Annotated in this window: 25 protein-coding genes and 1 riboswitch; of the genes, 5 read left to right on the top strand and 20 right to left on the bottom strand. The window is 56.5% G+C overall.

Annotated features, from left to right (window positions below; genetic code table 11):
• Positions 1-160: 160 nt before the first annotated feature.
• A complete protein-coding gene (locus tag EBC_RS15380; protein WP_013202746.1) occupies positions 161-562 on the bottom strand; it encodes a winged helix-turn-helix transcriptional regulator in 402 nt (133 codons plus the stop codon).
• An 85-nt stretch (positions 563-647) separates the two neighbouring features.
• Between EBC_RS15380 and EBC_RS15375 the strand changes: the two genes are divergently transcribed.
• Complete coding sequence (locus EBC_RS15375; protein WP_013202745.1) at positions 648-1583, top strand: aromatic alcohol reductase; 936 nt, start codon at positions 648-650, stop codon at positions 1581-1583.
• A 113-nt stretch (positions 1584-1696) separates the two neighbouring features.
• On the opposite strand, the gene EBC_RS15370 is transcribed toward EBC_RS15375, so the two are convergent.
• The 18 genes from EBC_RS15370 to EBC_RS15280 form a co-directional block, all read right to left on the bottom strand.
• The gene (locus EBC_RS15370; RefSeq protein WP_041692042.1) at positions 1697-2179 is read right to left on the bottom strand and encodes a glutathione peroxidase; all 483 of its coding nucleotides are present in this window, start codon (positions 2177-2179) and stop codon (positions 1697-1699) included.
• A gap of 522 nt (positions 2180-2701) precedes the next feature.
• Complete coding sequence (locus tag EBC_RS15360; protein ID WP_013202743.1) at positions 2702-3523, bottom strand: glycosyltransferase family 8 protein; 822 nt, start codon at positions 3521-3523, stop codon at positions 2702-2704.
• 17 nt (positions 3524-3540) lie between these two features.
• Positions 3541-4920 (bottom strand): D-arabinono-1,4-lactone oxidase, encoded by a 1380-nt coding sequence (locus tag EBC_RS15355; RefSeq protein WP_013202742.1) that lies wholly within the window; start codon positions 4918-4920, stop codon positions 3541-3543.
• A gap of 169 nt (positions 4921-5089) precedes the next feature.
• Entirely contained in the window at positions 5090-5725 is a 636-nt protein-coding gene (locus EBC_RS15350; protein WP_013202741.1) for a TetR/AcrR family transcriptional regulator, read from the bottom strand.
• Positions 5726-5955: 230 nt separating this feature from the next.
• A complete protein-coding gene (locus EBC_RS15345) occupies positions 5956-6717 on the bottom strand; it encodes a hypothetical protein (RefSeq protein ID WP_013202740.1) in 762 nt (253 codons plus the stop codon).
• Between the two features lie 200 nt (positions 6718-6917).
• Positions 6918-7853, bottom strand: coding sequence for an ABC transporter substrate-binding protein (locus EBC_RS15340; protein WP_013202739.1), 936 nt, complete (start codon positions 7851-7853; stop codon positions 6918-6920).
• Between the two features lie 25 nt (positions 7854-7878).
• Positions 7879-8646, bottom strand: coding sequence for an ABC transporter permease (locus tag EBC_RS15335; RefSeq protein ID WP_013202738.1), 768 nt, complete (start codon positions 8644-8646; stop codon positions 7879-7881).
• Positions 8643-9392, bottom strand: coding sequence for an ABC transporter ATP-binding protein (locus EBC_RS15330; protein ID WP_013202737.1), 750 nt, complete (start codon positions 9390-9392; stop codon positions 8643-8645). The genes EBC_RS15335 and EBC_RS15330 overlap by 4 nt, the downstream gene beginning before the upstream one ends.
• Positions 9389-10084 (bottom strand): thiaminase II, encoded by a 696-nt coding sequence (tenA, locus tag EBC_RS15325; RefSeq protein ID WP_013202736.1) that lies wholly within the window; start codon positions 10082-10084, stop codon positions 9389-9391. The genes EBC_RS15330 and tenA overlap by 4 nt, the downstream gene beginning before the upstream one ends.
• A gap of 65 nt (positions 10085-10149) precedes the next feature.
• A riboswitch (TPP riboswitch) is annotated at positions 10150-10254 on the bottom strand.
• Positions 10255-10372: 118 nt separating this feature from the next.
• A complete protein-coding gene (locus tag EBC_RS15320) occupies positions 10373-11647 on the bottom strand; it encodes an OprD family porin (protein WP_013202735.1) in 1275 nt (424 codons plus the stop codon).
• Positions 11648-11800: 153 nt separating this feature from the next.
• Positions 11801-13201 carry an FAD-binding oxidoreductase gene (locus tag EBC_RS15315; RefSeq protein WP_013202734.1) on the bottom strand — a complete coding sequence of 467 codons (1401 nt, stop codon included), beginning with the start codon at positions 13199-13201 and terminating at the stop codon, positions 11801-11803.
• Positions 13202-13231: 30 nt separating this feature from the next.
• The gene (locus EBC_RS15310) at positions 13232-14047 is read right to left on the bottom strand and encodes an ABC transporter permease (RefSeq protein WP_013202733.1); all 816 of its coding nucleotides are present in this window, start codon (positions 14045-14047) and stop codon (positions 13232-13234) included.
• Positions 14048-14050: 3 nt separating this feature from the next.
• Positions 14051-14878: an ABC transporter ATP-binding protein gene (locus EBC_RS15305; protein ID WP_013202732.1), complete on the bottom strand. Its 828-nt coding sequence runs from the start codon at positions 14876-14878 to the stop codon at positions 14051-14053.
• The gene (locus tag EBC_RS15300) at positions 14875-15858 is read right to left on the bottom strand and encodes an ABC transporter substrate-binding protein (protein ID WP_013202731.1); all 984 of its coding nucleotides are present in this window, start codon (positions 15856-15858) and stop codon (positions 14875-14877) included. Before EBC_RS15300 ends, EBC_RS15305 begins: the two co-directional genes overlap by 4 nt.
• Positions 15859-15871: 13 nt before the next feature.
• A complete protein-coding gene (locus EBC_RS15295) occupies positions 15872-16753 on the bottom strand; it encodes a creatininase family protein (RefSeq protein ID WP_013202730.1) in 882 nt (293 codons plus the stop codon).
• A gap of 21 nt (positions 16754-16774) precedes the next feature.
• The gene (locus EBC_RS15290) at positions 16775-17245 is read right to left on the bottom strand and encodes a RidA family protein (RefSeq protein WP_013202729.1); all 471 of its coding nucleotides are present in this window, start codon (positions 17243-17245) and stop codon (positions 16775-16777) included.
• Positions 17235-18524: an amidohydrolase family protein gene (locus EBC_RS15285; RefSeq protein WP_013202728.1), complete on the bottom strand. Its 1290-nt coding sequence runs from the start codon at positions 18522-18524 to the stop codon at positions 17235-17237. The genes EBC_RS15290 and EBC_RS15285 overlap by 11 nt, the downstream gene beginning before the upstream one ends.
• On the bottom strand, positions 18521-19489 hold the full coding sequence (locus tag EBC_RS15280; RefSeq protein ID WP_013202727.1) for a PDR/VanB family oxidoreductase: 969 nt from the start codon (positions 19487-19489) through the stop codon (positions 18521-18523). The genes EBC_RS15285 and EBC_RS15280 overlap by 4 nt, the downstream gene beginning before the upstream one ends.
• A 146-nt stretch (positions 19490-19635) precedes the next feature.
• Between EBC_RS15280 and EBC_RS15275 the strand changes: the two genes are divergently transcribed.
• The 4 genes from EBC_RS15275 to EBC_RS15260 all read left to right on the top strand — a co-directional run bounded on the left by EBC_RS15275 (position 19636) and on the right by EBC_RS15260 (position 24244).
• Positions 19636-20556 (top strand): LysR family transcriptional regulator, encoded by a 921-nt coding sequence (locus EBC_RS15275; protein ID WP_013202726.1) that lies wholly within the window; start codon positions 19636-19638, stop codon positions 20554-20556.
• Positions 20557-20858: 302 nt separating this feature from the next.
• Positions 20859-21797 (top strand): ABC transporter substrate-binding protein, encoded by a 939-nt coding sequence (locus tag EBC_RS15270; RefSeq protein ID WP_013202725.1) that lies wholly within the window; start codon positions 20859-20861, stop codon positions 21795-21797.
• A gap of 11 nt (positions 21798-21808) precedes the next feature.
• A complete protein-coding gene (locus EBC_RS15265) occupies positions 21809-23236 on the top strand; it encodes an amidohydrolase family protein (protein WP_013202724.1) in 1428 nt (475 codons plus the stop codon).
• A gap of 27 nt (positions 23237-23263) precedes the next feature.
• A complete protein-coding gene (locus EBC_RS15260) occupies positions 23264-24244 on the top strand; it encodes an isopenicillin N synthase family dioxygenase (protein WP_013202723.1) in 981 nt (326 codons plus the stop codon).
• Positions 24245-24381: 137 nt separating this feature from the next.
• Here EBC_RS15260 and EBC_RS15255 read toward each other — a convergent pair whose 3' ends face one another.
• Positions 24382-25410 carry a methionine synthase gene (locus EBC_RS15255; protein WP_013202722.1) on the bottom strand — a complete coding sequence of 343 codons (1029 nt, stop codon included), beginning with the start codon at positions 25408-25410 and terminating at the stop codon, positions 24382-24384.
• Positions 25411-25428 lie beyond the last annotated feature (18 nt).

Here is a 25428-nt window from a genome sequence, read left to right as displayed (position 1 = left end):
TAAATGACGCTGTGAGCGGGGAGCGGGCAGGCGCCCGACATAACTCTCGAAATTCATAGGTTGATGCTATAACGCACAAAGTCCTCTGATGCCATCCGATACTAACAAGCTGATTTATAGAGTATCTACCTTTGTGAAAGGACATTCGCATTTAGACGACTCAATCACCGTCGTATCGTTCTCTTGCTGAGCGGAAATCTTCGGCTGATGTGATAATCCACGACCATAATGGCAGCATTTTCAACAGCATTTCCTTTCCCGTTGCTGTAATTGTATAAACAACATGAGGCAGTTTTTCCTCATAATCAAAACGGGAAATTAACCCGTCCCGTTCCAGGTGGCGCAATGTTCGCGTCAGCATTCTTTGCGTGACACCCGTGAGGGTGCGGCGTATTTCGCCATAGCGAAGTGGCCCATGAGTACCGAGAATATGCAGCACGCCCAGCGACCAACGATTACCTGCATGTGCCAGGATCTCTCGTTTCAAACCCTCATCGTCGTTGCTTAACTCCGCACAAAATTCTTTGGAAAATTGCAAAAGCGCTTCCCGTTCAGACTCCATATCCCCTCCGGTATCATGCGTGTGCCTAATTGAACCAGCCAATCTCAGCTGTCAGGATGACGTTTTTAAGTGACAGGAAGCAAGAATGAAAGTTGAAAAAAAACCGATTGAAACGTTACTTGTACTGGGTGCGGGAGAGCTTGGGATTCAGGTGCTAAGAGCGTTGGCTAATAAAACGCAGGAACATAGCCATTTGAAAATCAGCGTGCTACTCAGAAGCGAAGCCGCTCATGCTATTTCTGGCTCACGAAAGGCACGGCTGGATGAGCTGATGAAACTCGGCATCAGTGTAGTCGAGGGCGATCTGCACCAAAACAGTATTGACGAGCTGAGTGAGATATTTGGTTCTTTCGACGCCGTCATCAACTGCAGCGGTTTTGTCGGGGGCCCGGGCACGCAGATAAAGATTACGCAGGCGGTATTAAAAGCGGCTGTAGCCCGTTACTTCCCGTGGCAGTTCGGTGTTGATTATGACGTTATCGGTAAAGGCAGCGGGCAACAAGTGTGGGATGAACAGCTTGATGTTCGCCATCTTTTGCGTGCGCAGAACGCGACAGAGTGGGTCATTGTCTCTACGGGGATTTTTACCAGCTACCTGTTCGAACCCGGCTTTGGTGTCGTTGATGCACAGAATAAAACCGTTTATGGCCTGGGTAACTGGGATCATGCGGTGACATTAACCACACCTGAAGATATTGGTCGGCTGACGGCAGATATATTCTTCTGTCAGCCTGCTTTCCGTAATGAGATTGTCTTTATTGCCGGGGATACGCTGACTTATCGCGAGCTTGCTGACGTCATGCATACCCACTGGGGCAGTGAAGTAACCAGAAAATTACTGGACGGGCAAAAGCTTGAGAATGACGTGCAGCAGAATCCGCAAGATGTCGGAGCTAAATACCGGCTTGCTTTTGCACGGCCTGATGGTGTGGCCTGGCATAAAGAAAATACCTTCAATCACCGTCAGGGAATTGCCACGACAACGGCCGAACAATGGCTTGCAAAACAGCAAAGCCTCTAGCGTTATGGAGTGGAAGAGATCGTTATATGCGATAAGCGGCGGTTTATCTCACTAGGATATATTCAGCTTGCGGGAAGCCCTCCAGATGCGGTCGATTCGATTAACACGCGCCCTTAAAGTTCAAGCGCAGCCACAATGACGGATTCCATTTTCTCGGGTTTGGTGAACGGGGCGAAACGCTTGAGCGGTTTGCCGTCGCGTCCAATCAGGAACTTGGTGAAGTTCCACTTGATCCGTCCACCCAGCACGCCGGGCAATGCGTCTTTCAGGTAGCGAAATACAGGGTGACTATTGGCGCCGTTGACCTCCACTTTCCCGAACATCGGGAAGCTCACGCCATAGTTGATGTGACAGGTCTGCGCGATTTCGTCGGCACCGCCGGGTTCCTGTTTACCGAACTGGTTGCAGGGGAAACCCAGCACCACCAGTCCCTGGGCGGTGTACTTCTTGTTTAGCGCCTCAAGCCCTGCGTATTGCGGCGTGAAGCCGCAGTGACTGGCGGTATTCACTACCAGCACCAGCTTGCCCGCATAGTCGGCCATCGAAACAGGCTTGCCATCCAGACGGGTGGCGGAAAGTTGATGAAAGGTGGTCATAGCGGAAACCTCAGAGAAAATCAGTTTGACGTCAACATCTGGAACGAAGCCGCCAGTATACCGATGCAGAAGGGTTTTAATCAGCGAAAAGCGGACGTGTAAGCATCGAGAGTCCGCTTAAAATCGCGCTAGCACATCATAATGAAAATTCTTATCTGCAAGATTGGCAAGAATGGCAAGATGGCAAGATGGCAAGATGGCAAGATTGACAGGACATAGGTGGTTTTAGATTTTGACCTGTGTAACCCCAATCAACCAGTCAACACTGAAGCTCAGGGAGGGGAGGACGCGTTGATAAGCAAAGCATCTGCGACAGGGATGTCGCAGCTGAGCCTCCAGGGATGGATTCACGGCGACTTTGCGTTCAACGCGCCCTCCCTGACCCATCACCCGAACCCCCAGACGACGCCCTAAAGCCCAGCAATCGCCAGAGACGAACTCACGGGGACTTTGCTTTCAAAGCACCCTCCCAGACCCGTCACCCAAACCCGCAGACGACGCCCCTGAACCCACCAATCCAAATCAGGCTTCCGCGATATCCCACCACATCTTATTCAATGCGTAATAGCGGTCGCCCTTGTCCAGCGCCTTCTCCCATGGCTTATCAATGATAAAGTGAATGTTCTTCACCTCATCCAGATCCCACATCGCGGAGTGCTGGAACGGTAGCGTTTTCAACGCGTTGTAAATGTACGGCAAGGGCTTCCAACGCTCGTGGAAATAGTCATTGAGGAAGTCCTGCTCGGCAAACAGATAGCGGGAAAGATCGTCCAACTCCGCCAACTGATGCAACATATCTTCAAATATCGCCTGATCCGGGCGCAACACCAGGAAACCGCCGTTCAGGTAATTATCCACTTCTTCCAACTCTTCCGTGTGCTCTATGCCACGGCAAAAACTGTAGAAACAGTTCTCGGGACGCCAGCTTTTCGGATAGCTTGGGATCTTGTTTGGATTGCAACGACAGGCGTGACAGGCCGCAATCTGATCCTCTTCCAATGGCAGCTCAAACAGCTCATCCATGTTTTGCGTCACTAACATGTCCGCATCAAGGAACACAATGCGTTCAAATTCGGTCAGCTTCCAGACCGCCAGCTTGGTCCATACCTCGGAAAAACGCGCGTTAGCGTAGTTGTTTTGCAGGCTGCTGTTCGGGCTGATCGGCTGCACATCGCGCAGCAAACAACCGGCTGCTTCCAGCGCCTTACGCGCATCGGCATCGATATTTTCCGTGACCATCACCACCAGTGGAAAGGCGCTGCCTGACTTCACTAACGATTTCTGCAAGGCCTGCACGCCAACCAGATAGCCTGGCTGCGTCAAAAGGGTAGTCCATGCCTTCATTGGCTTCTCCTGGATAATCAGTCTAATAATGCGGCGGTAAACGCATTCTCAAATTTATGCTGGGGATCCAGCGCTTCACGCACGCTGGCAAACTCATGCCACTGCGGATAGAGCGCTGCCCAATCGTACAACGGCGCCTCAAAGTATTTGCCCCAATGCGGGCGACCACCTTCTTCAGCCAATACTTCTTCGACGGCGCGCAGGAAATTCACCCCTTCTTCAGACAGTGAACCGTCCTCGGAGTAATACACCACAAAACCAAAGAAGCAGGTGTCCTGCTGATAGGCCGGGCTGAGCCAGGACGAGGACGGGCCGGTGCAGCGCAGGATAATCGGGTAATGCATGTGCGGCTGGGTATCGGCATGCCAGGCTTTAATCTTGCGGATCACCTCGCCGGCACGCGCCAGCGGAATGCCGATCTCAACGTTGATCTGCGGCGTGGCGATCCCGCGACAGAACACCTGATACACATCGCCGGTCACGTCCGAGAAATCCTTAAAGCGCGTGACGGTGCGGAACGGTTTGCCATTCTCATCAAGAATTTTGGTGTCGCTGCGCATATGCTCCAGCGTCTGATCGATGGTCTCGTTCATCGCATCACTGGTCTCTTCCTGCTTCACCAGATCTTCGTTGTTATCCTGATAAAGCGCGATCTCTTCTGCATTCGCTTCTCGTGCAGCCCACACGTGAACCTGGTTCTCGTTCGGGAACCACCAGGCTTTGCTCAGCGCATAGTTGTGGTTCCAGTCGAGCAGATCCTCTTCCAGCGTGTCGGCACTGACCGCATTTTTGAAACAGGTGTAAACCACAGAAGGCGTGGTGCGTAATGTCACCTGAGTCAGCACGCCTAACGAGCCTAACCCCAGTTGCACCGCCGGGAACCACTTATGGTCGCGGTCATACTCGGCAATGCTGCCGTCGGCCAGCACCAGACGGATGCTCAGCGCCTCATCGGCAATCGAACTTTGCTGCAATCCCTGGCCATGGGTGCCGGTCGACAGAGCACCGGCAAGGGACTGCGAGGCAATCACGCCAGGGGAAGCCGGCAGCATTCTGCCAATGCCGGACAGGATCTCGTAAACCTCGTGCAGCGGCGTACCGCCGGCAAAGGTGGCACTGTCATCGGTGATCGCAATCAAGCCGCGCAGCTTGCTGAGGTCTACCAGCGTATCGCCTTGCTCCACCAGCTTGAGCATCCGGCCGGGCGACATTTTGCTGCCCATTACGCGGATTTTACCCCGGCTGGCAGCAACCAGCTGCTGCAATTCGGACTCGGACTCCGGTGCGCACACCGCGTTTTTATCGCCCAGCGTGGAGTTTTGGGCCCAGTTCCATACTTTGCCATCAGCGGCAGGATGGGGGTTGCGAAGGGGATATCCGCGATTTTCGCTCGTCATCGACTACTCCTTTCATAAGGACAATAACAAATCAGTAAGGGGGAAAAGCGCAGGAATAAGCTTTCGAGGCGCCGTACATTACCGGTAAGCATAGCTGAAAAGCCCCAGAACGACAGGTTCCGGGGCGTGAAAAGTTGTACAGAATGTTTTTCGTTGTACAGATTGCCGATCAAATCGGACGCAGATAGCGCAGGGTGGCATCAACCACCAGCTGACGATTACGCGAGATGCTCTGCTGTTCGCTCTCGCCGCCGCCAAACAGCGTGTTGAAGGTGTAGCGGTTCGACACGTTATGCGTACAGATGCTGCTGATCAGACGGTGAACGTCGACCGTGTCCGCTTTGCTGTCGAACACACCTGCCGCTTTACCGCGCGCCAGAATATCTTCCAGCACGTCGAGGGCACTCTGGTTCAGCGTTTTGATGCGCTCCGACTGGCTGATATAGCGCCCGCGCATCAGATTTTCGGTGCAGACTAAGCGCATAAAATCCGGGTGGGTGATGTGATAGTCAAAGCTGGCTTCGGCGAGGCGCGCCATGGCAATCACCGGCGGCATTTCAGCCAGATTGAGGCCGGTTTCATGCTGGCGAATTTCCTGATACACCTGCTCCAAAACTTCCACGTACAGGTTCTCTTTGTTGCTGAAGTGGTACACCACCATCCGTTTGGTGGTCTGGGCATGTTCAGCAATCTGTTCCATGCGGGCGCCCTGCAGGCCGAATTCGGCAAAAGTGGCAAGCGCACCGGCAAGGATGCGTTTCTTCAACCCTTCCGGGTCGTTTTTTCTTTTGGCTGTGACTGACATAGCAACTCGTTAAATCCGTCGTCTGTAAGAGGACCCTGACAGGGTTTACATCCACCATATTACCACAGAAAGCCTAAGGCCTCGTGAGCAGGGCGGGCGGTGTGATCCTGTTGGTCAATAATAAGGTATGGAATCATCTGACGGAGATTCAACCCTGTACAAGGGAAGGGTAAGGGTGGGGGATTGGGTTGCCACGAACATGTTCAGGACGCTGTTCGCGGCAAAGTGAGTCAAAAATAAGGATGCGTTCCGTCTATCACGCTGGCGTAATGACCTTTGATTTTCTCATTCAGCTGCGCCTCGTTCGGCAGAGGCCGCCCGCGCAGCACCGCTTCGGTGGTGAAGCAGAAAATCAAAATGCCCCGACTGCAAATGTTGGCGGCCTCGGTGTAGCTTTCAAGCGTCGAGAAATACGCATCGCTGCTTTTGGCTTTTTCCAGACTGGCGGACATCACCGACACCAGCATACGGTAAACGTCTATCGCCTCGCCCAGCACCGGGATTTTACCGATTGAGAACGCCAGAATTTTGCTGATGCGGGTAAACAGCAACTTTCTGTCCGGTAACGCAAACAGCTCTTCCAGCGTCTCCAGCCACAGGTTGAAGGTAGTGGCGAACAGTTCATTCTGCACGATCTGCAGGCTGGCATGCTGCCAGGAGAATGAGGCGGCCATTAAGGCAAAATCACGCTGATAGCTCAGGAATGCCTGCTCATTGTCATCGTCCGCCAGCGTCAGCGCATTGCTGGCCAGCTCGAAGTTTTGCAGCTCTTGCTGACTCTCAGCTTCATGCCAGTCAATCAGCCTGGCTTTACGCAGTTGCAGGGTTTTTAACGCTTCCAAATCGTGGAAGGTAGCCATGGCGATCTCGCTGGCTAACAACGCCTTATTGATCGTCTGAATCACCACGGGCGACTCCACCACAGAACGCTGCGCCAGCAATTCGTTGCGGCGATTAAGGTAGGCGGCGGCAGGACTGAGGAAGTTGCTCATGGAGTTTACCCGGGGTCGGAGGGGGGACAGGCATCAGAGAACCTGTACAGTAGGTTCCAGTATGGCATAAGTTCTTGCTAAGAAAGCCTGGGGGAAAAGCTTTTCAGGATAATGCCAGATAGCCGAGGGTAATCAGCAGCTTGAAATGGCCTGTAACATCTGTTCGCCCGCCAGCATCGACTGGCGGGCTTTACGATTTCTTAACGTAATTCCATCGCGTAATTGTTAACCGTCGTTATTTTTTTGATCAGCTTATGGTCAAAAAGGAACCGTTCGTAAGCGTCATAACGGGCTCTGTCCAGATGGGCCGGATCGCGGGCAAACATCGGCAGGGTTTTCATCCACGCGGCTTTGTTTAAGGCATTATTAAGGTCCGGGTGCGCACTGGCGAACGCATCCCAACTCTCCTGCGGATGGGCATGCAGGTAGTCGCTGCCTTTCTTCAGCGCAATCAGGAATTTTTTGATTTTCGGCGCGTTCACCTCATCGCGATTCGCCACGATAATCAGCTCGTCATAGGCCGGAACGCCGTAGTCCTCAACGTTGAATACCTGCGGATACTGACCGTGCTGCTTCAGCTCCAGCGCTTCGATATTGCGATAGCCGCCTATCACCGCATCGACCTGGCCCGCCATCAGCGCGCTGTTGAGCTGGAAATTGACGTTGACCATCTTCACCTGATCCAGACTGACCTTTTCATGGTTCAGCATGGTGCCCAGCGTCGCCTGTTCAATCCCGCTGACCGAGTAGCCAATTTTTTTGCCTTTCAGCCCGGCCGGCGAGGTGATGCTTTTATCCAGCGTAATCACCGTATTTAACGGCGAGTTGATCAGCGTGCCGACGCGCATCAGCGGTAAGCCCTGATCGGCAAAGAAATGCAGCTGTGGCTGATAGGTGATCGCCAGGTCGGCCTGTTTGGCTGCCACCAGCCGTGGCGGCAATGCCGGATCGGAAGGCGGCACAATCTTCACCTCCAGCCCCTGTTCCTTAAACGCGCCAATCTGTTCCGCGACCATGATCGGCGCGTGATCGGGGTTGATATACCAGTCCAGCACCAGCGTCAGCTTGTCGTTGGCACAGGCGGCGTGGGCACAGGCGGCAGTCAGCAGCAGGCCGCAGAGAGTTTTCTTAAACATGTGTTTCCCTTGAGTGAGGTATCGATCAGTCATTTTCCGGTGCCCAGCGGATCAGGCGACGCAGTGCACTGTCCACTGCCAGCCACAGCAGCAGGGTCATCAGCACCAGAATAAAAAGTGCCGCAAAGCAGAGTTCGGTTTGCATCCGCGCATTGGCGTTCAGCATCACGTAGCCCAGACCTTCTCCTGCGCCGACCCATTCGCCGATAATGGCACCAATCGGCGCCACTGCAGCCGCCATCCTCAGCCCGGAGCCAAACGCGGGCAGCGCCGCCATCAGCCGCACATGGCGTAATAACGCCCAGCGGGACGCGCCCATGGTGCGGGCGAGGTCGAGAAAATCGTTATTGACCCGGCGCAACCCGTCGAAGAAAGCCGAGGTGACCGGGAAGAAAATCACCAGCACCGCCATCGCCACCTTGGCGCTGATGCCGAAGCCGAACCACAGCACCAGCAAGGGTGCCAGCGCAAAGACCGGTATGGCCTGGCTGGTCAACACCAGCGGCATCAGCCAGCGCTGTAAGCGGGGAGAGAACATCATGCACAGTGCAAGGATGGCGCCGAGCAACACGCCGGCGACCAGCCCGCTGACGATTTCTGCCGCGGTCACCAGCGTGTGCGCCGCCAGATACGCGCGACTGGTCCACAGGACGTCGGCAACCGACATCGGCGTGGGCAGCAGGAAGGCAGGAACGCCGCTGCGGGTGATTGCCCACCAGACGGCAATCAGGCCGATAAATACCGTCAGGCCACGCCGCCAGCGGCCAAAGGCCGATTCTTTTGCGGATATCATCCTGCCGCCCGGGTCAGCTGTTGCAGTAATTCACCCTGGCTCTGCAACAGGTGCCGATCGTCAGGGGCCCGGGGCGGCAGTCCGGCAATCTGATGGGAATCATCAATCCCGGCGGCAGACAGCACCAACAGCTGGTGGCTAAGGCGGCAGGCTTCCAGCGGATCGTGGGTGATCAGTAACACCGTGTGGCCGGTCAGTAACATTGAGGCCAGCGTCTGGATACTGGTGCGGGTAATGGCATCCAGCGCTGAAAAGGGCTCATCCATCAGCACCATCGGCTGACGCTGATAAAGCGTGCGGGCCAGCGCGGCACGCTGCCGCATGCCGCCGGACAGCGCGGCAGGCAGGCTGTCGCCATAGCCGCTTAAGCCGACGCGATCCGTCAGTTCGTCAGCCCATTCGCGGTCGGGCTTCTCGCCACGCAGGCGTGAGGCGAGGCTGATATTCTCGCGGACGGTTAGCCATGGATAGAGCAGATCTTTCTGCCCCATATAAGCCACGCGTCCCGGAACCGGCAGACCGTCGCTGCCGGTGACCGTGCCTGCCGTCGGCTGCGCCAGCCCGGCAATGATCTTCAGCAGACTGGTTTTGCCGACGCCGCTGGCACCGAGCATCGCAGCAAACTGCCCACCGCGGATATCAATGTTCAACTGCTCAAACACCGTCCGTGCGCCGTAGCGCAGGGTCAGATCGCGAACCTGAATCCCCGGCGGGATCACGCCGCGGGCAATGTCATGACTGTTCATACCACGTTACTCAAACTGGCATTCAGGCCCATCTGCCAGAAGGCGCTTTCCAGACGGGTGGCGGTGGTGAAGATGGTTGAAAGCTCCGGCAGACGGCTCTGTGCGCCGCGCTGAACCCCGACCGTTTCCAGCAGGTCAATCGCCCGCTGTACGCTGGCCAGATAGTTTTCATCGCCGTAGTTGGCGATCCACGAGCGGTAGGGATTGCCTTCGGTGACGGTGGCGGGATTGTGCAGCAAGCCGAGGCCTATTTCGGCATAGCCCGCCACGCAGGGAAGCAGCGCGGCCAGCAGATCCAGCGCATCGCCGGACTGGCCGATATCCAGCACATAGCGGGTGTAGTTGAGGGTTTCGGGCGCTTCCTGTTCATTGCGCATCTGGCTTTCGCTGATGCCCCACTGCGTGCAGTAACCGACATGCAGCGGCAGCTCGGCGACGATGGCGTTCAGCGAGGCGGTGGCGGCACGCATTTCTGGCAAGGTTCGGAACTTGCTGACCAGCAGGGCATAGGCGCGGGCGAAATGGATCAGGAACAGGTAGTCCTGGGTCAGATAAAGCCGAAACGCGCTTTCAGGCAGCGTGCCCTGGGCCAACTGCTGAAGAAAAGGGTGGTTAACGTAGTGCTGCCAGTCAGCCGCGGCCTGCTGGCGAAGCTGGCCATAAAGACCACGGGAAAACATGTTGTCAGACATGGGACCTCCAAAAGTGAGTGGAGATCCGGGCGTGCAGAGGTATGAACAGGCAACGATCGAAAGTGGTGCTATTGCCAACCCGTCCCTTCGCTGGCATGACCCAGATCAGGTTCAAAGGGTCCGGCTAACGTCGCCATCTCAGCCCATAAAGGACACCCCTCGGAGAGGCTTGTTATACGATATTTACTTTTTGATTACAATCGATGGCTGGCAGCCGAGTTGGCGTCATAATGAAAAACGGCCTTCTTGCGAAAGCCGTTGTTTAAGCGCCACTAAGCCTGTTTTGGCTTAGAAATCATATTCTAACGCTAAGCGGTTCTGCCAGAAGTTCTTGTCAGAGGTCGAGGTGGTTTGCACGCCGACAAAGTCGGTCAGGCTCAGCCCTTTCAGCACGCCATCAAAGCTGTAGGTGCCGTAAATCAGGTACTCCGACTGATTGCTGCTGGACGCGCCGGCGCTGGCGGTCAAATCCATAAACGAGTAGCGGCTGCCGAGGGAAATATTGCTGTTGGCGGTCCAGTTCAGATCGGTGGAGTAGGCGTTGCCGCTCCCCAAATCCTGGGTACTGGTGAAGAACGGTTGGGCAAAATACTGGCCGGACGAGGTGTTATGGGCATAAGGCGTCACCAGCGCGCCGTTGCCATAGGCATTCTCACTGGCGGCGATATGGTCCCAGTTCAGTGACCAGCGCAATGAAGGTACAAAATTCATCGCATACTGCGCGCCGTAGCTGGTGCTGTTTACTTCGCCGGCCAGCGCATCGCCCTGACTCAGGCCGCGAATAAACTGCACGCCAATTTTGGGCTGCAACGGATTTTCCGACCACGACAGGAAGCTGTCGGCGTAAACCATCTTGGTGTAGTTATTGTATTCCTCGTACCACAGCTGGCCGGTCAGCTTTTTATCATCCAGCTTCAGGGCACGTCCGCCGCCGATGCCCCACATGCCGTTGGTGCGGCCATCGGCGTCGGTGTAGGCGGTGGTGTCGAGGAACTGATCGTCACCCCAGGGTTTATAGCGGGTAATTTTGGTGGCGTGCAGGAAGTTGTCGCTGTCGCCATAATTGGCGTCCACACCCCGGAACAGGATCGGGGTGATGCGCCAGTCGTAGTCGCCGATAAACGGGATATTGATACGCTGGTCACCGGCGGTGATACGGAAGTCCTGATAGTGCCAGCTCAGATAGGCTTCGCCGACGCCGGTCTCGTTTGGCCCCAGTTCACCGATCAAGTGGTCATCGTTATGCGAGATGCCGCGTTGCAAAATGCCGCTGACGCCGAGGCTCAGGCCATAATATTCCGCCGTGGCGTACTTCACGCTGCCACCGTAGCTGACGGTGTCCTGCGAATAGCCCGGTGAGAAATAGGCGTTGTGGGTGGAATAATAGAGGCTGCGCAGGCTGCCATGGACCGAGCCGCAGGTAAACATTTCGGTCAGTGAATCGGCCACGCCGGCATCACAATCCGAAACCGGTGCCGCGGCCAGCGCGTGACCCATTAATAAAGCCTGAGAGACGACGAGTGCACCCAACTTTAGCGCAAAGTTGACCTTCTTTGTTTTCATCAATAGCTTCCTGTCAAAAATTTGAAAATGATCTGCCCGCAGCAAAATTTGCTGAGTAATTGTTTTTGGGTATCCGGTAAAACCGTCCAGTGGCGAGCGCGTTATTTTAGATACGTGCTTTATTTACTCACTGTAATTAATTTTATGCTGATTTCATTTATTCAGTGACAGCGGATCGCTTGGTAATTCCAGCGTGTCGCGCACGTCCCAACCCTGCAGCTTGCCTGGGTTGAGCAGTCCTGCCGGGTCCAGCGCCTTTTTAACTGAAACCACCTCGGCCTTAATTTCCCCTTGCTTACCTTCTTCAATGGTAAAGACATGCGGATTGTTTATTTTTACATCATTATCGCGGAATATCTGCATTATTTCGTTCAATCTTTCTTCACTGGAATAGCGAATTAATTGTAATCCGCTGGCAGTGATATTGCTATCGTTGTCACGCAGGAATTCAATATGGGAAATAACTTCATCGCCGAACAATTCCGCCATCGCAATAATTTGTTGGCGATAGGTGGAATAATTGAACGCCGTCTGCAAATAGGTCAGGGTGCTGTCCACTTTCAGCGCATGCAGCGTGGTGTGGTTCCAGCAATATTCCATCAGCGAGGCGTTGGCTTCACGCGCCTCGTTCGCCGTCTGGCGCACGGCATTCTGGCCGCGATACTTTTCTAACAGTCCGCTGCACAGGCCTTCACTTTGCTCCGCAATCACGCTGATCACCGCATGTTGCGTGGCCCGGTAGTTGCCGTTCAGATGGGTGAAATAGCTCGGGATTGGTGCGGCGAACAGGGCAAGCTGGCGTTTCACCAGCCCTGGCGAGCGGGCAAAGGCATTGGCATAGTCCAGCGCATCGGTAAAGTCGTCGAACACATCCAGCCGCTCAATCCACTGATGCACCGGCGCCAGCGCCAGCTCGACTTCCAGCACGATGCCGTTGCTGCCGTAAGCATGATGCAGCAGCAAGGCCTGCGGCGCGGGAACGCTGAGGATGCGCGGCTCGGCTTCCATGGTCATCACTTTCACGCTCAGCACGTTGCCGGGTGCGCCCAGCGGGCCATAGTTGATTGAGCCGATGCCGCCAAAGCCGCCGCCATACAGTCCACCCAGCGTCGCCAGCCGATAGGTCGACGGCATACAGCGCAGCTCCCAGCCCTCAGGACGGGTCACCGTTTCAATCTCGGCCAGACGGATCCCCGCCTGCGCCCGCACGCGGCCTTCACCTAGTTCCACCACCTGATTAAACGCGGTCATATCGACCAGAATGCCGCCCTGTAGCGGCACCAGCTGACCGTAGTTGCCGGTTGCGCCACCGCGTAATATCAGCGGCAGGCCGTGCTGCACGCAGGCCTTGACCAGCAGGCTGAGCTCTTCTTCATTGCGCGGGCGAACCACCGCATCGGCCTGCTTGTTTTCCAGCTGCTGCTTCAGCACCGGGCTGAACCAGTGAAAATCGCGCGAAAGACGTTTGACCTTGGGGGCCTGAAGCGTCCACTCGAGGTCGGGAAGCGCCAGCAGCATCTGCTCTACGGCGTTCTTACGTTGTTCACTGTCCATACTCATCCTGTCGGCAAAAGGGTCATTAAATTAGTGAGATTGCACGGCTTCGCTTTCATGCCAGGCGCTGAGGGCGCGCCGGGAAATCCACGACATCACGCCAAACAGCGCGATCCCGGTTAACGAAATCAACAGCAGCGCGGCAAACATCAGCGGAATATCCAGCTGATAACCTGCCTGTAAAATCTGATAGGCCAGCCCGGTGTTGTTGCCACCGGTGCCCGCCACAAACTCGGCCACTACCGCGCCGATCAGCGACAGTCCGCTGGAGATGCGCAGCGCGCCGAAAAAGTACGGCAGGGCAGAGGGAATGCGCAGGCGCACCAGGATTTGCAGGCGGCTGGCATGGCTCAGCTGGAAATAGCTCAGCAGGCCCGGCGACACGCTGCGTAACCCCTGGGTGGTGTTGGAAATGATCGGGAACACCGCCATCAGCGTCGAGCAGACCACTAACGACAGCGTGGTGTCTTTCACCCAGATGATGATCAGCGGCGCGATCGCCACAATCGGCGTCACCTGCAGAAACACGATGTACGGGAACAGCGCCGTTTCAACAAAGCGGTTCTGCACCAGCACAAAGGCCACCGCGCAGCCGATGACGATCGACAGCACAAAGGAGATCAGGGTGATTTTCAGCGTGAACAGCAGCGACATCATCAGCGAACCAAAGTTGGTCCACAGGCTTTGCAGCATCACCACCGGCGACGGCACGAGGAACTGCGGGATTTTGAAATAGCTGACCCAGCCCTGCCACAGCAGGATCACCACTACGGCGACCACCGCCGGGTAGAGGATTTTACGGAAGGTCGGGTTGCTGGCCCAGGGCGTTGATCGTTGCGTCTGCATGGCTTACTCCTTTCCTGACTGGCTGGCTTGCAGAAGGCTGTCCTGCAGGCGTTTGGCATAAACCGAAAATGCCGGGCTGACGCGGAAGTCTTCACTGCGCGGGAAGGGTTCGGTAATCGCGATATCCTCCACCACACGGCCAGGCCGTGCCGCCATCATGATCACCCGCTGCGACAGAAACACCGCTTCGTGAATGGAGTGGGTGACGAACACCACCGTCAGGCCCTGTTCGCGCCACAGACGCAGCAGATCGCTGTCCAGCTTGTTACGGGTGATTTCGTCGAGTGCGCCGAACGGTTCGTCCATCAGCAGCAGCTTAGGCCGTGTGACCAGCCCGCGCGCAATCGACACGCGCATCTGCATGCCGCCGGACAGCTCTCGCGGCAGGACTTTGGCAAACTTGCCCAGCCCCACCAGCTCCAGCGCTTCACTGACGCGGGTGTTGGCTTCTGCGCGCGGCACGCCGGCCAGATCGAGCGGCAGGCGCACGTTGTTATGCACGTTGCACCACGGCATCAGCGTCGCTTCCTGGAAGACAAACGACAGCGGCTCCTGCGCCTTTTCACGGCTGTCACGCCGCCACAACATCAGCTTGCCGTCGGTCGGTTCAATCAGCCCGGCCACCATCTTCAGCAGCGTACTTTTGCCGCAGCCAGAGGGGCCAAGCAGGGTGATAAATTCACCCTGGTTGATGGTCAGATTGACCGGCAATAACGCGCGGGTGCCGTTGCTGTAGATCTTCTCCGCCGACAGCACCTCAATGGCGGGCTGCGGCGGCGCGCTGGGCGCGCGCACCTCACTCATCACGGTCAGTTTAGGGGCTGAATTCATGGCATAACCTTCGCGTCTTTAATCAGGTCGAGGGTATAGGTCTGTTCAAACGGCACTTTATCGGCGGCGATCAGTTTGTTTTTCACCAACATATCCCAGGTCTCTTTCAGACGCGGTTCGGTGATGATGCCAATGCCGCCGGTTTGTGCGTCGCCGCCGGTCACCAGCTCATATTTCTTCATCTGCGCGATGCCAAAGGCAATTTGATCGGCACCCATTCGCGGGTTGGCCTTGGTGATCAGCACGTTGCCGGCGGTCGGGTCCTGCAGATACTCTTTCCAGCCTTCCATCGACGCCTTAATAAAGGCCGCGACCGCCGTCGGGTGATTTTTCACCGTGTCGGCCATACAGATAATCGAGTTGCCGTACGGCGGGTAGCCCCAGTCGCTGAGCGGGTAGACGTAGAATGGCTTGCCGCCTTTTTGCACCGAGAACGGCTCGGAGGTGACGTAGCCCTGCTGGACTAAATTATTGTCCGCGAGGAAAGGCTGCACGCTGAAGGTGTAAGGACGAATTTTGGCGTTGGCCAGGCCCAGATTGCTTTTAGCCCATGGCCAGAACGAGGTATAGGCCTCGGTGGCCAGCAGGAAGGTTTTATCTTTTAATTCCTCGCCTTTGCTGACCTTGTCATGGCTGATAAACACCGTTGGCGAGTGCTGGAACACCGTCGCGACGGTCATCGCATGCACACCGGCCTGCCAGGTCTCCAGCGCCTGACCGTTGTCGCCCAGCGTACAGTCCGCCTGGCCGGCGGCCATCAGCTGCATCACATTGACCTGCGGGCCGCCCATCTTGATGCTGACGTCCAGCCCGGCATTTTTGTACAACCCTTTGGCCTGCGCCTGATAAAAGCCGCCGTGTTCTGCCTGAGCGTACCAGTTGGTAAGGAAGGTGAATTTTTCTTCTGCCAGGGTGGAAAAAGAGGTTCCGGCCAGCATCAGGGCAATCAGGCTATGGGTGGTTTTGCGCATGTTATTCATCACGGGAAATCCTTTATTCAGAGGCAAAAGAAGACGAAGGTGGCGTAAAAGAGGTCTGCACAAAGCCATTCCAGTGGTGTTTTCCCCAGGTGGGTTCACTGCGTGCTTTCCATTCCATTTGATGGATTTCGGTAATGGCCTGCGCCCAGCTGGCGGCGAGCGAGTCGAGGATGGCGTGGCCCTGCTCAACGGTGGCCTGCGTCGGGTCGCCAATCACGCCGCTGGGACCAAAGTCGTATGAGGCCCAGGCGGCCGCCGGACGGCTGCTGGACAGCGTCGGGCAGGGGAATTCAGGAGGATAGTTCACCACCGCATGCTCCATATGGACGCACTCCGGGGCCAGCGCCAGCATCACCGCCGTTTCACTGTGGCCCGCGTGCATCGCCATTTTTTGCTCCTGCGCGCTGAGATACTGGTTCTCCACGTTCGGCACGCGGAACACGTCATGCGGGATCATAATCATGTCGCCATGGCGCAGACGCATCTCGCGTGAGGCCATCTGCAATACCTGCGGCTGTCCGCCGTGGCCGTTAATCATCAACAGCTTGCGGAAGCCTGCGCGATACACCGATTCGGCAATTTCCAGAATGGTTTGCAGCAGCGTGTCGCCGGTTAAGGTCAGGGTGCCGGGGAAATTCAGATGCTCGTCCGACTTGCCGTAGGTGATCGGCGGAATGGCGAACGCCGGGATCGCTTTTGGCAAACGGGCCAGCGCGTGGCCTGCCACGCCGGACGAGATCACGCTGTCCACGGAGCAGGGCAGATGCGGGCCATGTTGCTCTATGGCGCCAGTCGGCAATACGATCACGGTATTGGCTTTGTCCGGCAGGGCAGCAATCGCCGGCCAGCTAAGGAAAGGGAGGAAGCGGGCTGCGGGAATATAACCGTTAATCATACTGTGCCTCGTTGTCCGACATTATTGCGTTAAGCGGGATTGGGGTAGCCACGCGGTGGCCTCAACTTCAATCAGTACCTCGGCACCTGGCAGCATCTCGCTGACCTGCACCACGGTGGAAACGGGCGGCTGACCGGGATAAAACAGTTTTCGCACCTGGCTGTAATACGGGAAGTGATCGAGGTTGCGGAAATACTGCACCAGCTTGATCACGTCACTCATCTCGCCACCGGCCTCTTCAATGGTGCGGCGGATGCTTTCCAGCACGTACCAACTCTGTGCAAGAATCGGGCCTTGTTTGGCATCGGTCGAGAATTCGCCGGTTTCACCGAGCAACAGGCGGGCATCGGCCGGAATATCCTGAAAGCCGCGCACGATGGTGGCGCTCTGCGGATTGACCGGAATAATGCCGGACAGAAAGATAAAATCTCCCGCGCGACGCCAGGCGGCATATTTGGCGAGCGGCTTGCCCGCTCCGGCTTCAAGACTCATAACAGCACTCCGCATTCCACGTTCGTTGAAAGGTCAGCTTGCCGTGGTGGATCACCACGCGAGCCGCACTGTTTAAAGGCCAGGTTACGCTATCGCTTCCCGGGAAAAGCACCAGGCTGGCGGGGCTACCCACCGCCAGCGGTAAGTCGTTTGCCGTACCGGTCAGCGCAGCAGCAGAACAGATCAGCTGGGACTGCTGGTCAAACACTCTATCCAGCTGCAGGGCAAACAGCCCGCAGCTCAGGGTATCCAGCGGGTCATAGCTGCCCGCGGGGCAAAAGGCATCCTGCACGTTGTCGCACCCGAGCATCACCGGAATGCCGGCGGCCTGCGCCTCTTTCACCAGGGTGATCCCGCGCTGGCGCGGCGTCTGGCCGACAACAGCGTCCTGCAACAGCAGGTTGGTCATCGGGAGGGCGATCAGGGTGACGCGATGTTTAGCTAATTCGCTGAGCACGGCTTTAGCCTGCTGCTCACTGCCGGACGCCAGCGCGCAGCCGTGGCTGCAGCAGATATGCCCGCTAAAGGCGTTTTCGCTGAGGAAGTCAGTCAGCCAGACCAGCCCGTTGGCGGTCTCGCTCAGCTCTTCGTCGATATGCAAATCCACATCCAGCCCCCAGCGGGCGGCGCTGTGCATCAGGTTGGCCATCGCGGCCGGATCCCAGTTGGAGGAGTGAACGAATCCGCCTAACAGGCAGTGTTCACCGCTTTGCGCCACCGCGCGGGCAATACGGTCTGCGGCATCCGCATCGGCGAAAAAGCCGAGCGGGGCCAGCGCCACGCGTTGCAGCGTGACGCCAGGCTGGTGAAGGGTCGCCAGTTCATGCCAGGCAAGCGGTGGCGTCGGTTCAAACCAGTCGATATGGCTGCGTAACAGGCTGACGCCGTGGGACGCCGCCCAGGCCAGGCCCTGCGCCGCGCGCTGGTGCAGATCCGCAGCGGTCCAGTGCTGGCGATCCTGGTGCAGGGTTTCAATCGCCGCTAACAGACCCGGTCGGGCTGGGCGACTGCGGCCAATGGTGAAGGTTTTATCCAGATGCGCGTGCGGTTCAATCAGGCCCGGTAGGGCCAGCGTGCCCTGAAGGTCCCACAAATCTGGCTGGTCGGGCTGTGCAGGGGTTAGCGAGGCGATCCTGCCGTCGGCAAAACGGATATCCGCCGTGACGGGTTCACCCTGCAGCTGCGGCCAGTCGGCGGGCAGCAGCCACGCCGGTAAACGGACGTTGGCAACGCCGGCCAGTAGCGAGCCGGGTGGAGTCGGGCGCGTCGTCAGCCTCACAGGTCGAGGACCAGAACAGGGGATTTGGCGCGGGAACAGCACACCGTTATCTGGCTGTTGTCGGCCTTTTCTTCATTGGTCAGCACACAATCCCGGTGATCCGGAATGCCGTCGATCACGTCGGTAATACAGGAGCCACAAATACCCTGTTCGCAGGAAAGCATAATATCGACTTTGGCACTGAGTAAGACTTCAGCAATGGTCTGCTCCGGACTGACCAGATAACGTTGTCCGGTGGAACTCAGCTCAATATGAAATGCCGTATTGCCACCTTGTCGCGCTAATTCCGGGTTGCTGAAACGCTCAAAATGTAACTGGTCGGGCTGCCAGTGATGCTGCTGCATAATGTCCTGCAGCCGCTGAATAAAGCCATCCGGTCCGCAGGCCATCACTCGGGTATGCGGGTCGGATTGCGTCAGGGCGAGCGGCGTGTTGTGGCGCAGGGAATCGTTTGCGTCGCTATAATGAAAAAACACCCGCTCCGCGAGAGGTTGCGCGCTCAGACGCGGCAGGAAGGCGGTTTGTTCGGGGTTCGAAACATAGTAATGCAGCTCACATTCGCCGCCCTGACGCGCGATGGCTTCCGCCATCGCCAGCAACGGCGTAATGCCAATGCCGCCTGCCATCAGCAGGTAACGCGGCGCGTCCAGTAACGGAAAATGATTGCGCGGTGCGGAAATCGTCAGGCTGTCGCCAGGCTTAAAATGGTGGTGAATATGCTGCGAGCCGCCAGAGGACAGTTCGGCCAGCTTGACGCAGATTTCATAATATTCCGCGTCACCGTGTTCGCCACAAAGAGAATACTGGCGCGGGCCAATCTCCGGAATAAACAGGTCGATATGTGCGCCGGGTAACCAGCCTGGCAACGCATAATCCCGCTGGGCAATTAACTGCAATGACCGGTTTCCTGCGCCATTTTCAGTAATTGCTTTGATCGTGACAGGGATTATTTCGGCGTCTTTCATGTTCTTTTACCGTAGCGAGTCTGGACTCTGTTTGAGTGATGAAACGATTGTTCCCGTTGCAATGAAAGCTACGTTATTGCTATAACTGCGTTGCGTCGAGAGCTTTGATTCGCACGTCCCGTTGCATAAAAGAGAGCACCTCACCTATGTTCGCCTTCTCAAAGTTCCTGCTGTATTTCACCGAAGTGGCGCGTCTGGGATCCTTCCGTAAGGCGTCAGAAACCCTGCACGTTGCGGCGTCCTCTATCGACCGGCAAATCCTGCGGGTGGAAAAAGAGCTGGCGATGCCGCTGTTTGAACGGCATCCCACCGGGCTGCGGCTGACGGCGGCGGGGGAGCTGTTGCTGCATGCCGCCAAAAACTGGAAGAAGGACTTTTCCCGGGTGCGTGAACAGCTCGACGACCTGCGCGGCTTACGGCGCGGGCACGTGCGGATTGCCACCATCGATGCCATTAACCGACATTTCTTCTCGTCGATGCTGAAGAAAGTGCATCAGGACTATCCCAACATCTCCTTCACGCTGACCACCATGAACAATATCGATATTCAGCAGGCGCTGATTTCAGGGGATGCGGACTTTGGCATTATGCTCAACCCACAAAGCTCGAAGGAGCTGATGGTGCAGGCTTTTGCCGAGATCAACCTGGGGATTGTGGTGCCCAAAGGGCATCCTCTGGAGGGCAGAAGCGGGGTGCGCTTTAATCAATGCCTTGAATATCCATTTATTATTCCCTCAGCCCCGCTGATGCTTTACGGGCCGGTCGAGGCGCTGCTGAATAATAACGGCGGCATGGTGAAAGAAGTGGCGGTGTCCAATAACATCCATATGATCCGTTCGTTGATCAAAGAGAAGATCGGCATTGGCATCCTCTGCTGGCTGGACATCATGGATGAGGTGGACCGCGAAGAGCTGGCCTTTATTCCGCTGACCGATCCGCAGTTAAAATCCTTCACCTTGTCGCTGTGCCTGGCGCCTTCACGACAGCTTTCACTGGCGGCATCGATGATGTTGAAACAGCTGGAAGTGTTGTTCAGCCAGATTGATGCACCAGGCCGCGAGGAATAATCGCACCAGTTTAGTGCGTGATGCTCTCCTTTGAATCAAATGTTGCAACGCCATTCCCCGACAAACCCTGTGGAATGGCGATCGGTGAAGTTGGCACCGTTTTTGTATAGCTAAACGTGAGTAGAAGCGGTCAGTGCAGCTCAGTGCGCGGGACATTGCTCAGCAACCATTTCGCGGTTCATTTTGCGCCGGATTGGGAGGCTGAGCCGCGTCTGCTTGTCCTCTCTCCGGCAACAATAAGGAGAGGAGCAATGAAGTTACCATCCCGCATTTCCCTGTCTTACTGCGTGCTGAGCACGTTGATGTTTGGGGCGCTGTCGTCTACCGCCAGCGCGGAAGAGAAAATCGCCTTACTGACCTCCTGGTACGCGCAGGCCGAGCAGGGCGGTTATTACCAGGCGCTGGCCACCGGCATCTATAAACGCTACGGCCTGGATGTCAGCATTCAGTCTGGCGGCCCGCAGATCAACGGTATGCAGCTGCTGCTGTCGAAACGCGCGGACGTGATCATCGGTTACGACCTGCAGCTGCTGGAAGCGGTCCAGCGTGGGTTTCAGGCTAAGGCCATCGCCGCGCCTTTCCAGTATGATCCGCAGGGTTTGCTGACCCACGCCTCGGTGACCTCCCTTGACGGGCTGCAGGACAAAACCATTCTGGTTTCCAGCTCCGGCCAGTCAACCTGGTGGCCCTGGCTGAAAGAACGCTATCACCTGAAAGATTCTCAGGTCCGCCCTTATACCTTCAATATCCAACCCTTTGTCGCCGATGATAACGTCGCGCAGCAGGCTTACGTCAGTTCTGAAGTTTTTCAGGCGCAAAAAGCCGGGGTGAAATCCAACTTCTTCCTGTTCTCCGAGCATGGCTACCCGCCTTATGGCGGCATCTTAATTACCCGTCCGGATGAGATCGGCGGCCGCAAAGAGGCGATGGCGAAATTTGTGCAGGCCTCGATGGAAGGCTGGGTGAGTTACCTGAAAAACCCGGCACCTGGCAATGCGCTGATCAAAAAAGACAACCCGAAAATGACCGACGATCTGTTGGCGTGGGCGGTTGAGCAAATCAGCCAGCATCATCTGATTGATGGTGGCGATGCGGCAACAAAAGGCTGGGGCACCATGACCGAGGCTCGCTGGCAGAAAACCCGTGATTTTATGGTCAATGCCAAACTGCTGAACGCCGATACCGACTGGCAGCAGGCCTATACCACCGAGTTTGTTGACCATATACAGGTTAAACCCTGAGGAGCGCTGCGATGCTGTCTGATTCACTGCTGATAAAAAACGCGCACGCCATTCTGACGGGATTACCCGGTGAAGCCGCGCGCCATAACGGGCCGGATATTCGCGTGCGTAATGGGATTATCGAGGCGATGGGCACGCTGGTGGCGGAACCCGACGAGCGGCAAATCGATGCCCGCGACTGCGTGGTCTATCCGGCCTGGGTGAATACCCATCATCATCTGTTCCAGTCGTTACTTAAAGGTGAGCCGCAGGGACTGAACAAAAGCCTGACCGGGTGGTTAAGCGCCACGCCTTACCGCTTTCGCGCCACCTTTGATGAACAGACTTTCCGTCTGGCGGTGCGCATTGGGCTGATCGAACTGCTGCGTTCCGGCTGCGCCACCGTTGCCGACCATAACTATCTCTACTGGCCGGATATGCCGTTCGATACCTCGGCGATCGTCTTCAGCGAAGGCGAAGCGTTGGGGATGCGCATTGTACTGTGCCGTGGCGGAGCAACGCAGGGACGGTCGATTGAGAAAGACTTACCTCAGGCGTTGCGACCGGAAAACTATGAGGCGTATATGGCCGATATGGAACGCCTGGTCGGTCGCTATCATGATCCACGGCCGGAATCTTTACGCCGCGTGGTGATGGCACCGACCACGCTGTTACATTCCGCGCCGGGATCGCAGCTGCGGGAAATGGCCAAACTGGCGCGCAGCCTGAATATTCGTCTGCACAGCCATCTGTCGGAAACGGTGGACTATCTCGATGTGGCACGCGACAAGTTTGCCATGACGCCGGTGCAGTTCTGCGCCGAGCATGACTGGCTGGGTGACGATGTGTGGTTTGCGCATCTGGTGAAGCTGCTGCCGGAAGAGATCGCCATGCTGGGGAAAACCCGTACCGGGATTGCGCACTGTCCGCAGAGCAACGGGCGGTTGGGCAGCGGCATTGCCGATCTGCTGGCGCTGGAAAAAGCCGGCGTGCCGATTTCGCTGGGCGTGGACGGCGCGGCGTCAAATGAGGCGGCGGATATGCAGAGTGAAACCCACGCGGCCTGGCTGTTACAGCGCGCCCGTAAGGGGATGGCGGCCAAACCCCGCTATGACGGCGGCACCTTCGAGGGCGGCGGTGACGCGGCAACCATAGAAGACGTGGTGCGCTGGGGCACCGCCGGCGGAGCGCAGATCCTCGGTCTGCAAAAAAGCGGTTCCCTGCAGCCAGGCATGCTGGCGGATATCGCCATCTACCGGCTCGACGACCCGCGTTACTTCGGCCTGCATGACATGGCCATCGGTCCGGTTGCCTGCGGCGGTCGTGCCGCACTGAAAGCCTTAATGATTAATGGCCGCACCATCGTGGAAAACGATGTGGTTCCCGGTCTCGATCTTGACGCACTGCGCCATCAGGCGATGTCTGCGGTGCGTACTCTGCAACAGCGCGTTGCGGGTTAACCTCATTCCATAAAGAAGGAAAACAACATGTCACAGTCCCAAGGTTACGGTTTGCAGGAACTGGAAAAAGAGGCGCTGATGGGCGCGATGGGCGAAGAGACCTTTACCCGCGAAGTGCGCTGCATTGACCTGTCGAACTTCGACCAACGCAAAAGCGAGATCGCCGACCAACTCTGGCAGGCTGCGGTTGAAATTGGCTTCTTCCAGGTAAGCAATCACGGCATTGCGCTGGATGATATCCGTCATGCCTTCAGCACCACCGAGTCGTTCTTCGCGCTGCCGGATGCAGTAAAAGCGCAGTATCCGCTGGCGAGAAACGCCGGTTGGGAAAATAAATCCCAGGTACGTCCTTCTACCAAAACCCCCGATCAGAAAGAGTCCTATCAGATCACCCGTCCGCTGATGGATGGCCTGTGGCCGGGCGAGAACGAACTGCCGGCGTTTAAACAGACCATGCTGACCTTTGAGTCGCAGTGCTGGGCGCTGGGAATGAAGCTGCTGTCCTGCTTTGCACTGAAGCTGGGCTTCCCGGAGCACTTCTTCGCGCAGGCGCACAATCCTGATGAAAAAACCTATCAGAGCACGCTGCGTATGCTGCATTACTATGCCACCGAGCAGTCCGAGCAGGGGATGTGGCGTGCCGGTGCGCATACCGACTTTGATTGCCTGACGCTGTTGTTCCAGCGCCCTGGCCAGGGTGGCTTACAGGTTTGTCCGGGCAAGGACCATGAAAGTCAGCAGTGGACCAGCATCGAACCGCGGGAAGAGGTGATCACCTGCAATATCGGCGACATGCTGATGCGCTGGAGCGACGACCAGTTGCCGTCGAATTTCCATCGGGTCAGAAGTCCGCTGCCGGGTGAGTATCAGGGGCCGCGCTACAGCCTGGCGTTTTTTTGTCAGGCCAATAAAGAGGTCGAAATTCTTGGGCCGCAGAAGAAATATCCGCCGATCACCGCCGCAGACTATCTGCAACAGCGTATCCAGGCGAACTTCGCTAAAGGATAGTGGGGAAGGGCGACGCGCTCAGTGATGCAGAAAAGACAAAAGCCCGCTTATATCAATAAGCGGGCTTTTTTTAAGGGGCTCTTCTTCGCGGTGCGGGCTGGCCCGGATTTATCCTCGCGTCATCCCCATCGATAAGACTATCGGGTCAGTTCACCGCGAATAATGGCGGCACCGGCACTTAACGCGCTCAGCTTGCCACGGGCGACGTCACGAGACAGCGGCGTCATGCCGCAGTTGGTCGAAGGATACAGCTTGTCGGCATCGACGAACTGCAGGGCTTTACGCAGGGTATCAGCCACTTCTTCTGGCGTTTCAATGGCATTGGTTGCCACATCAATCGCACCAACCATTACCTTTTTACCGCGGATCAGTTCAATCAGATCCATCGGCACACGGGAGTTCTGACATTCCAGTGAGACGATATCAATGCTGGATTTTTGCAGTTTCGGGAAAATTTCTTCATATTGACGCCATTCGGTACCCAGCGTCTTCTTCCAGTCGGTATTGGCTTTGATGCCATAGCCGTAGCAGATATGCACTGCCGTTTCGCACTTCAGGCCTTCAACCGCTCTTTCTAATGCGGCAATACCCCAGTCATTCACTTCATCGAAGAACACATTAAAGGCAGGCTCATCAAACTGGATGATATCGACACCGGCTGCCTCTAAGTCTTTCGCTTCCTGATTCAGGATTTTGGCGAATTCCCACGCCAGCTTTTCGCGGCTTTTATAGTGGCTGTCATACAGCGTGTCGATCATCGTCATCGGGCCAGGCAGCGCCCATTTAATCGGTTTGTCGGTCAGCTTGCGCAGGAATTTGGCATCTTCCACAAACACCGGCTTCTGACGCTCTACCGCGCCGACCACGGTTGGCACGCTCGCATCGTAGCGATTACGAATCTTAACGATCTCACGCTTCTCAAAATCAACGCCGTTAAGGTGCTCAATAAAGGTGGTGACAAAGTGTTGGCGGGTCTGCTCGCCATCACTGACGATATCGATATCGGCCTGACGTTGATCTTCCAGGCACAGGCGCAGCGCATCATGTTTGCCATCAATCAGTTCCTGATCCTGCAATTTCCACGGTGACCATAATGTTTCAGGTTGAGCCAGCCAGGAAGGTTTAGGCAGGCTGCCCGCCGTGGACGTAGGTAATAAAATTTTCATAACAGGTGACCTTATATT

Source organism: Erwinia billingiae Eb661, assembly GCF_000196615.1.
Classification (GTDB): domain Bacteria; phylum Pseudomonadota; class Gammaproteobacteria; order Enterobacterales; family Enterobacteriaceae; genus Erwinia; species Erwinia billingiae.
Note: the sequence above shows the minus strand (reverse complement) of the source record. Positions and strands in the feature narration are given on the sequence as shown.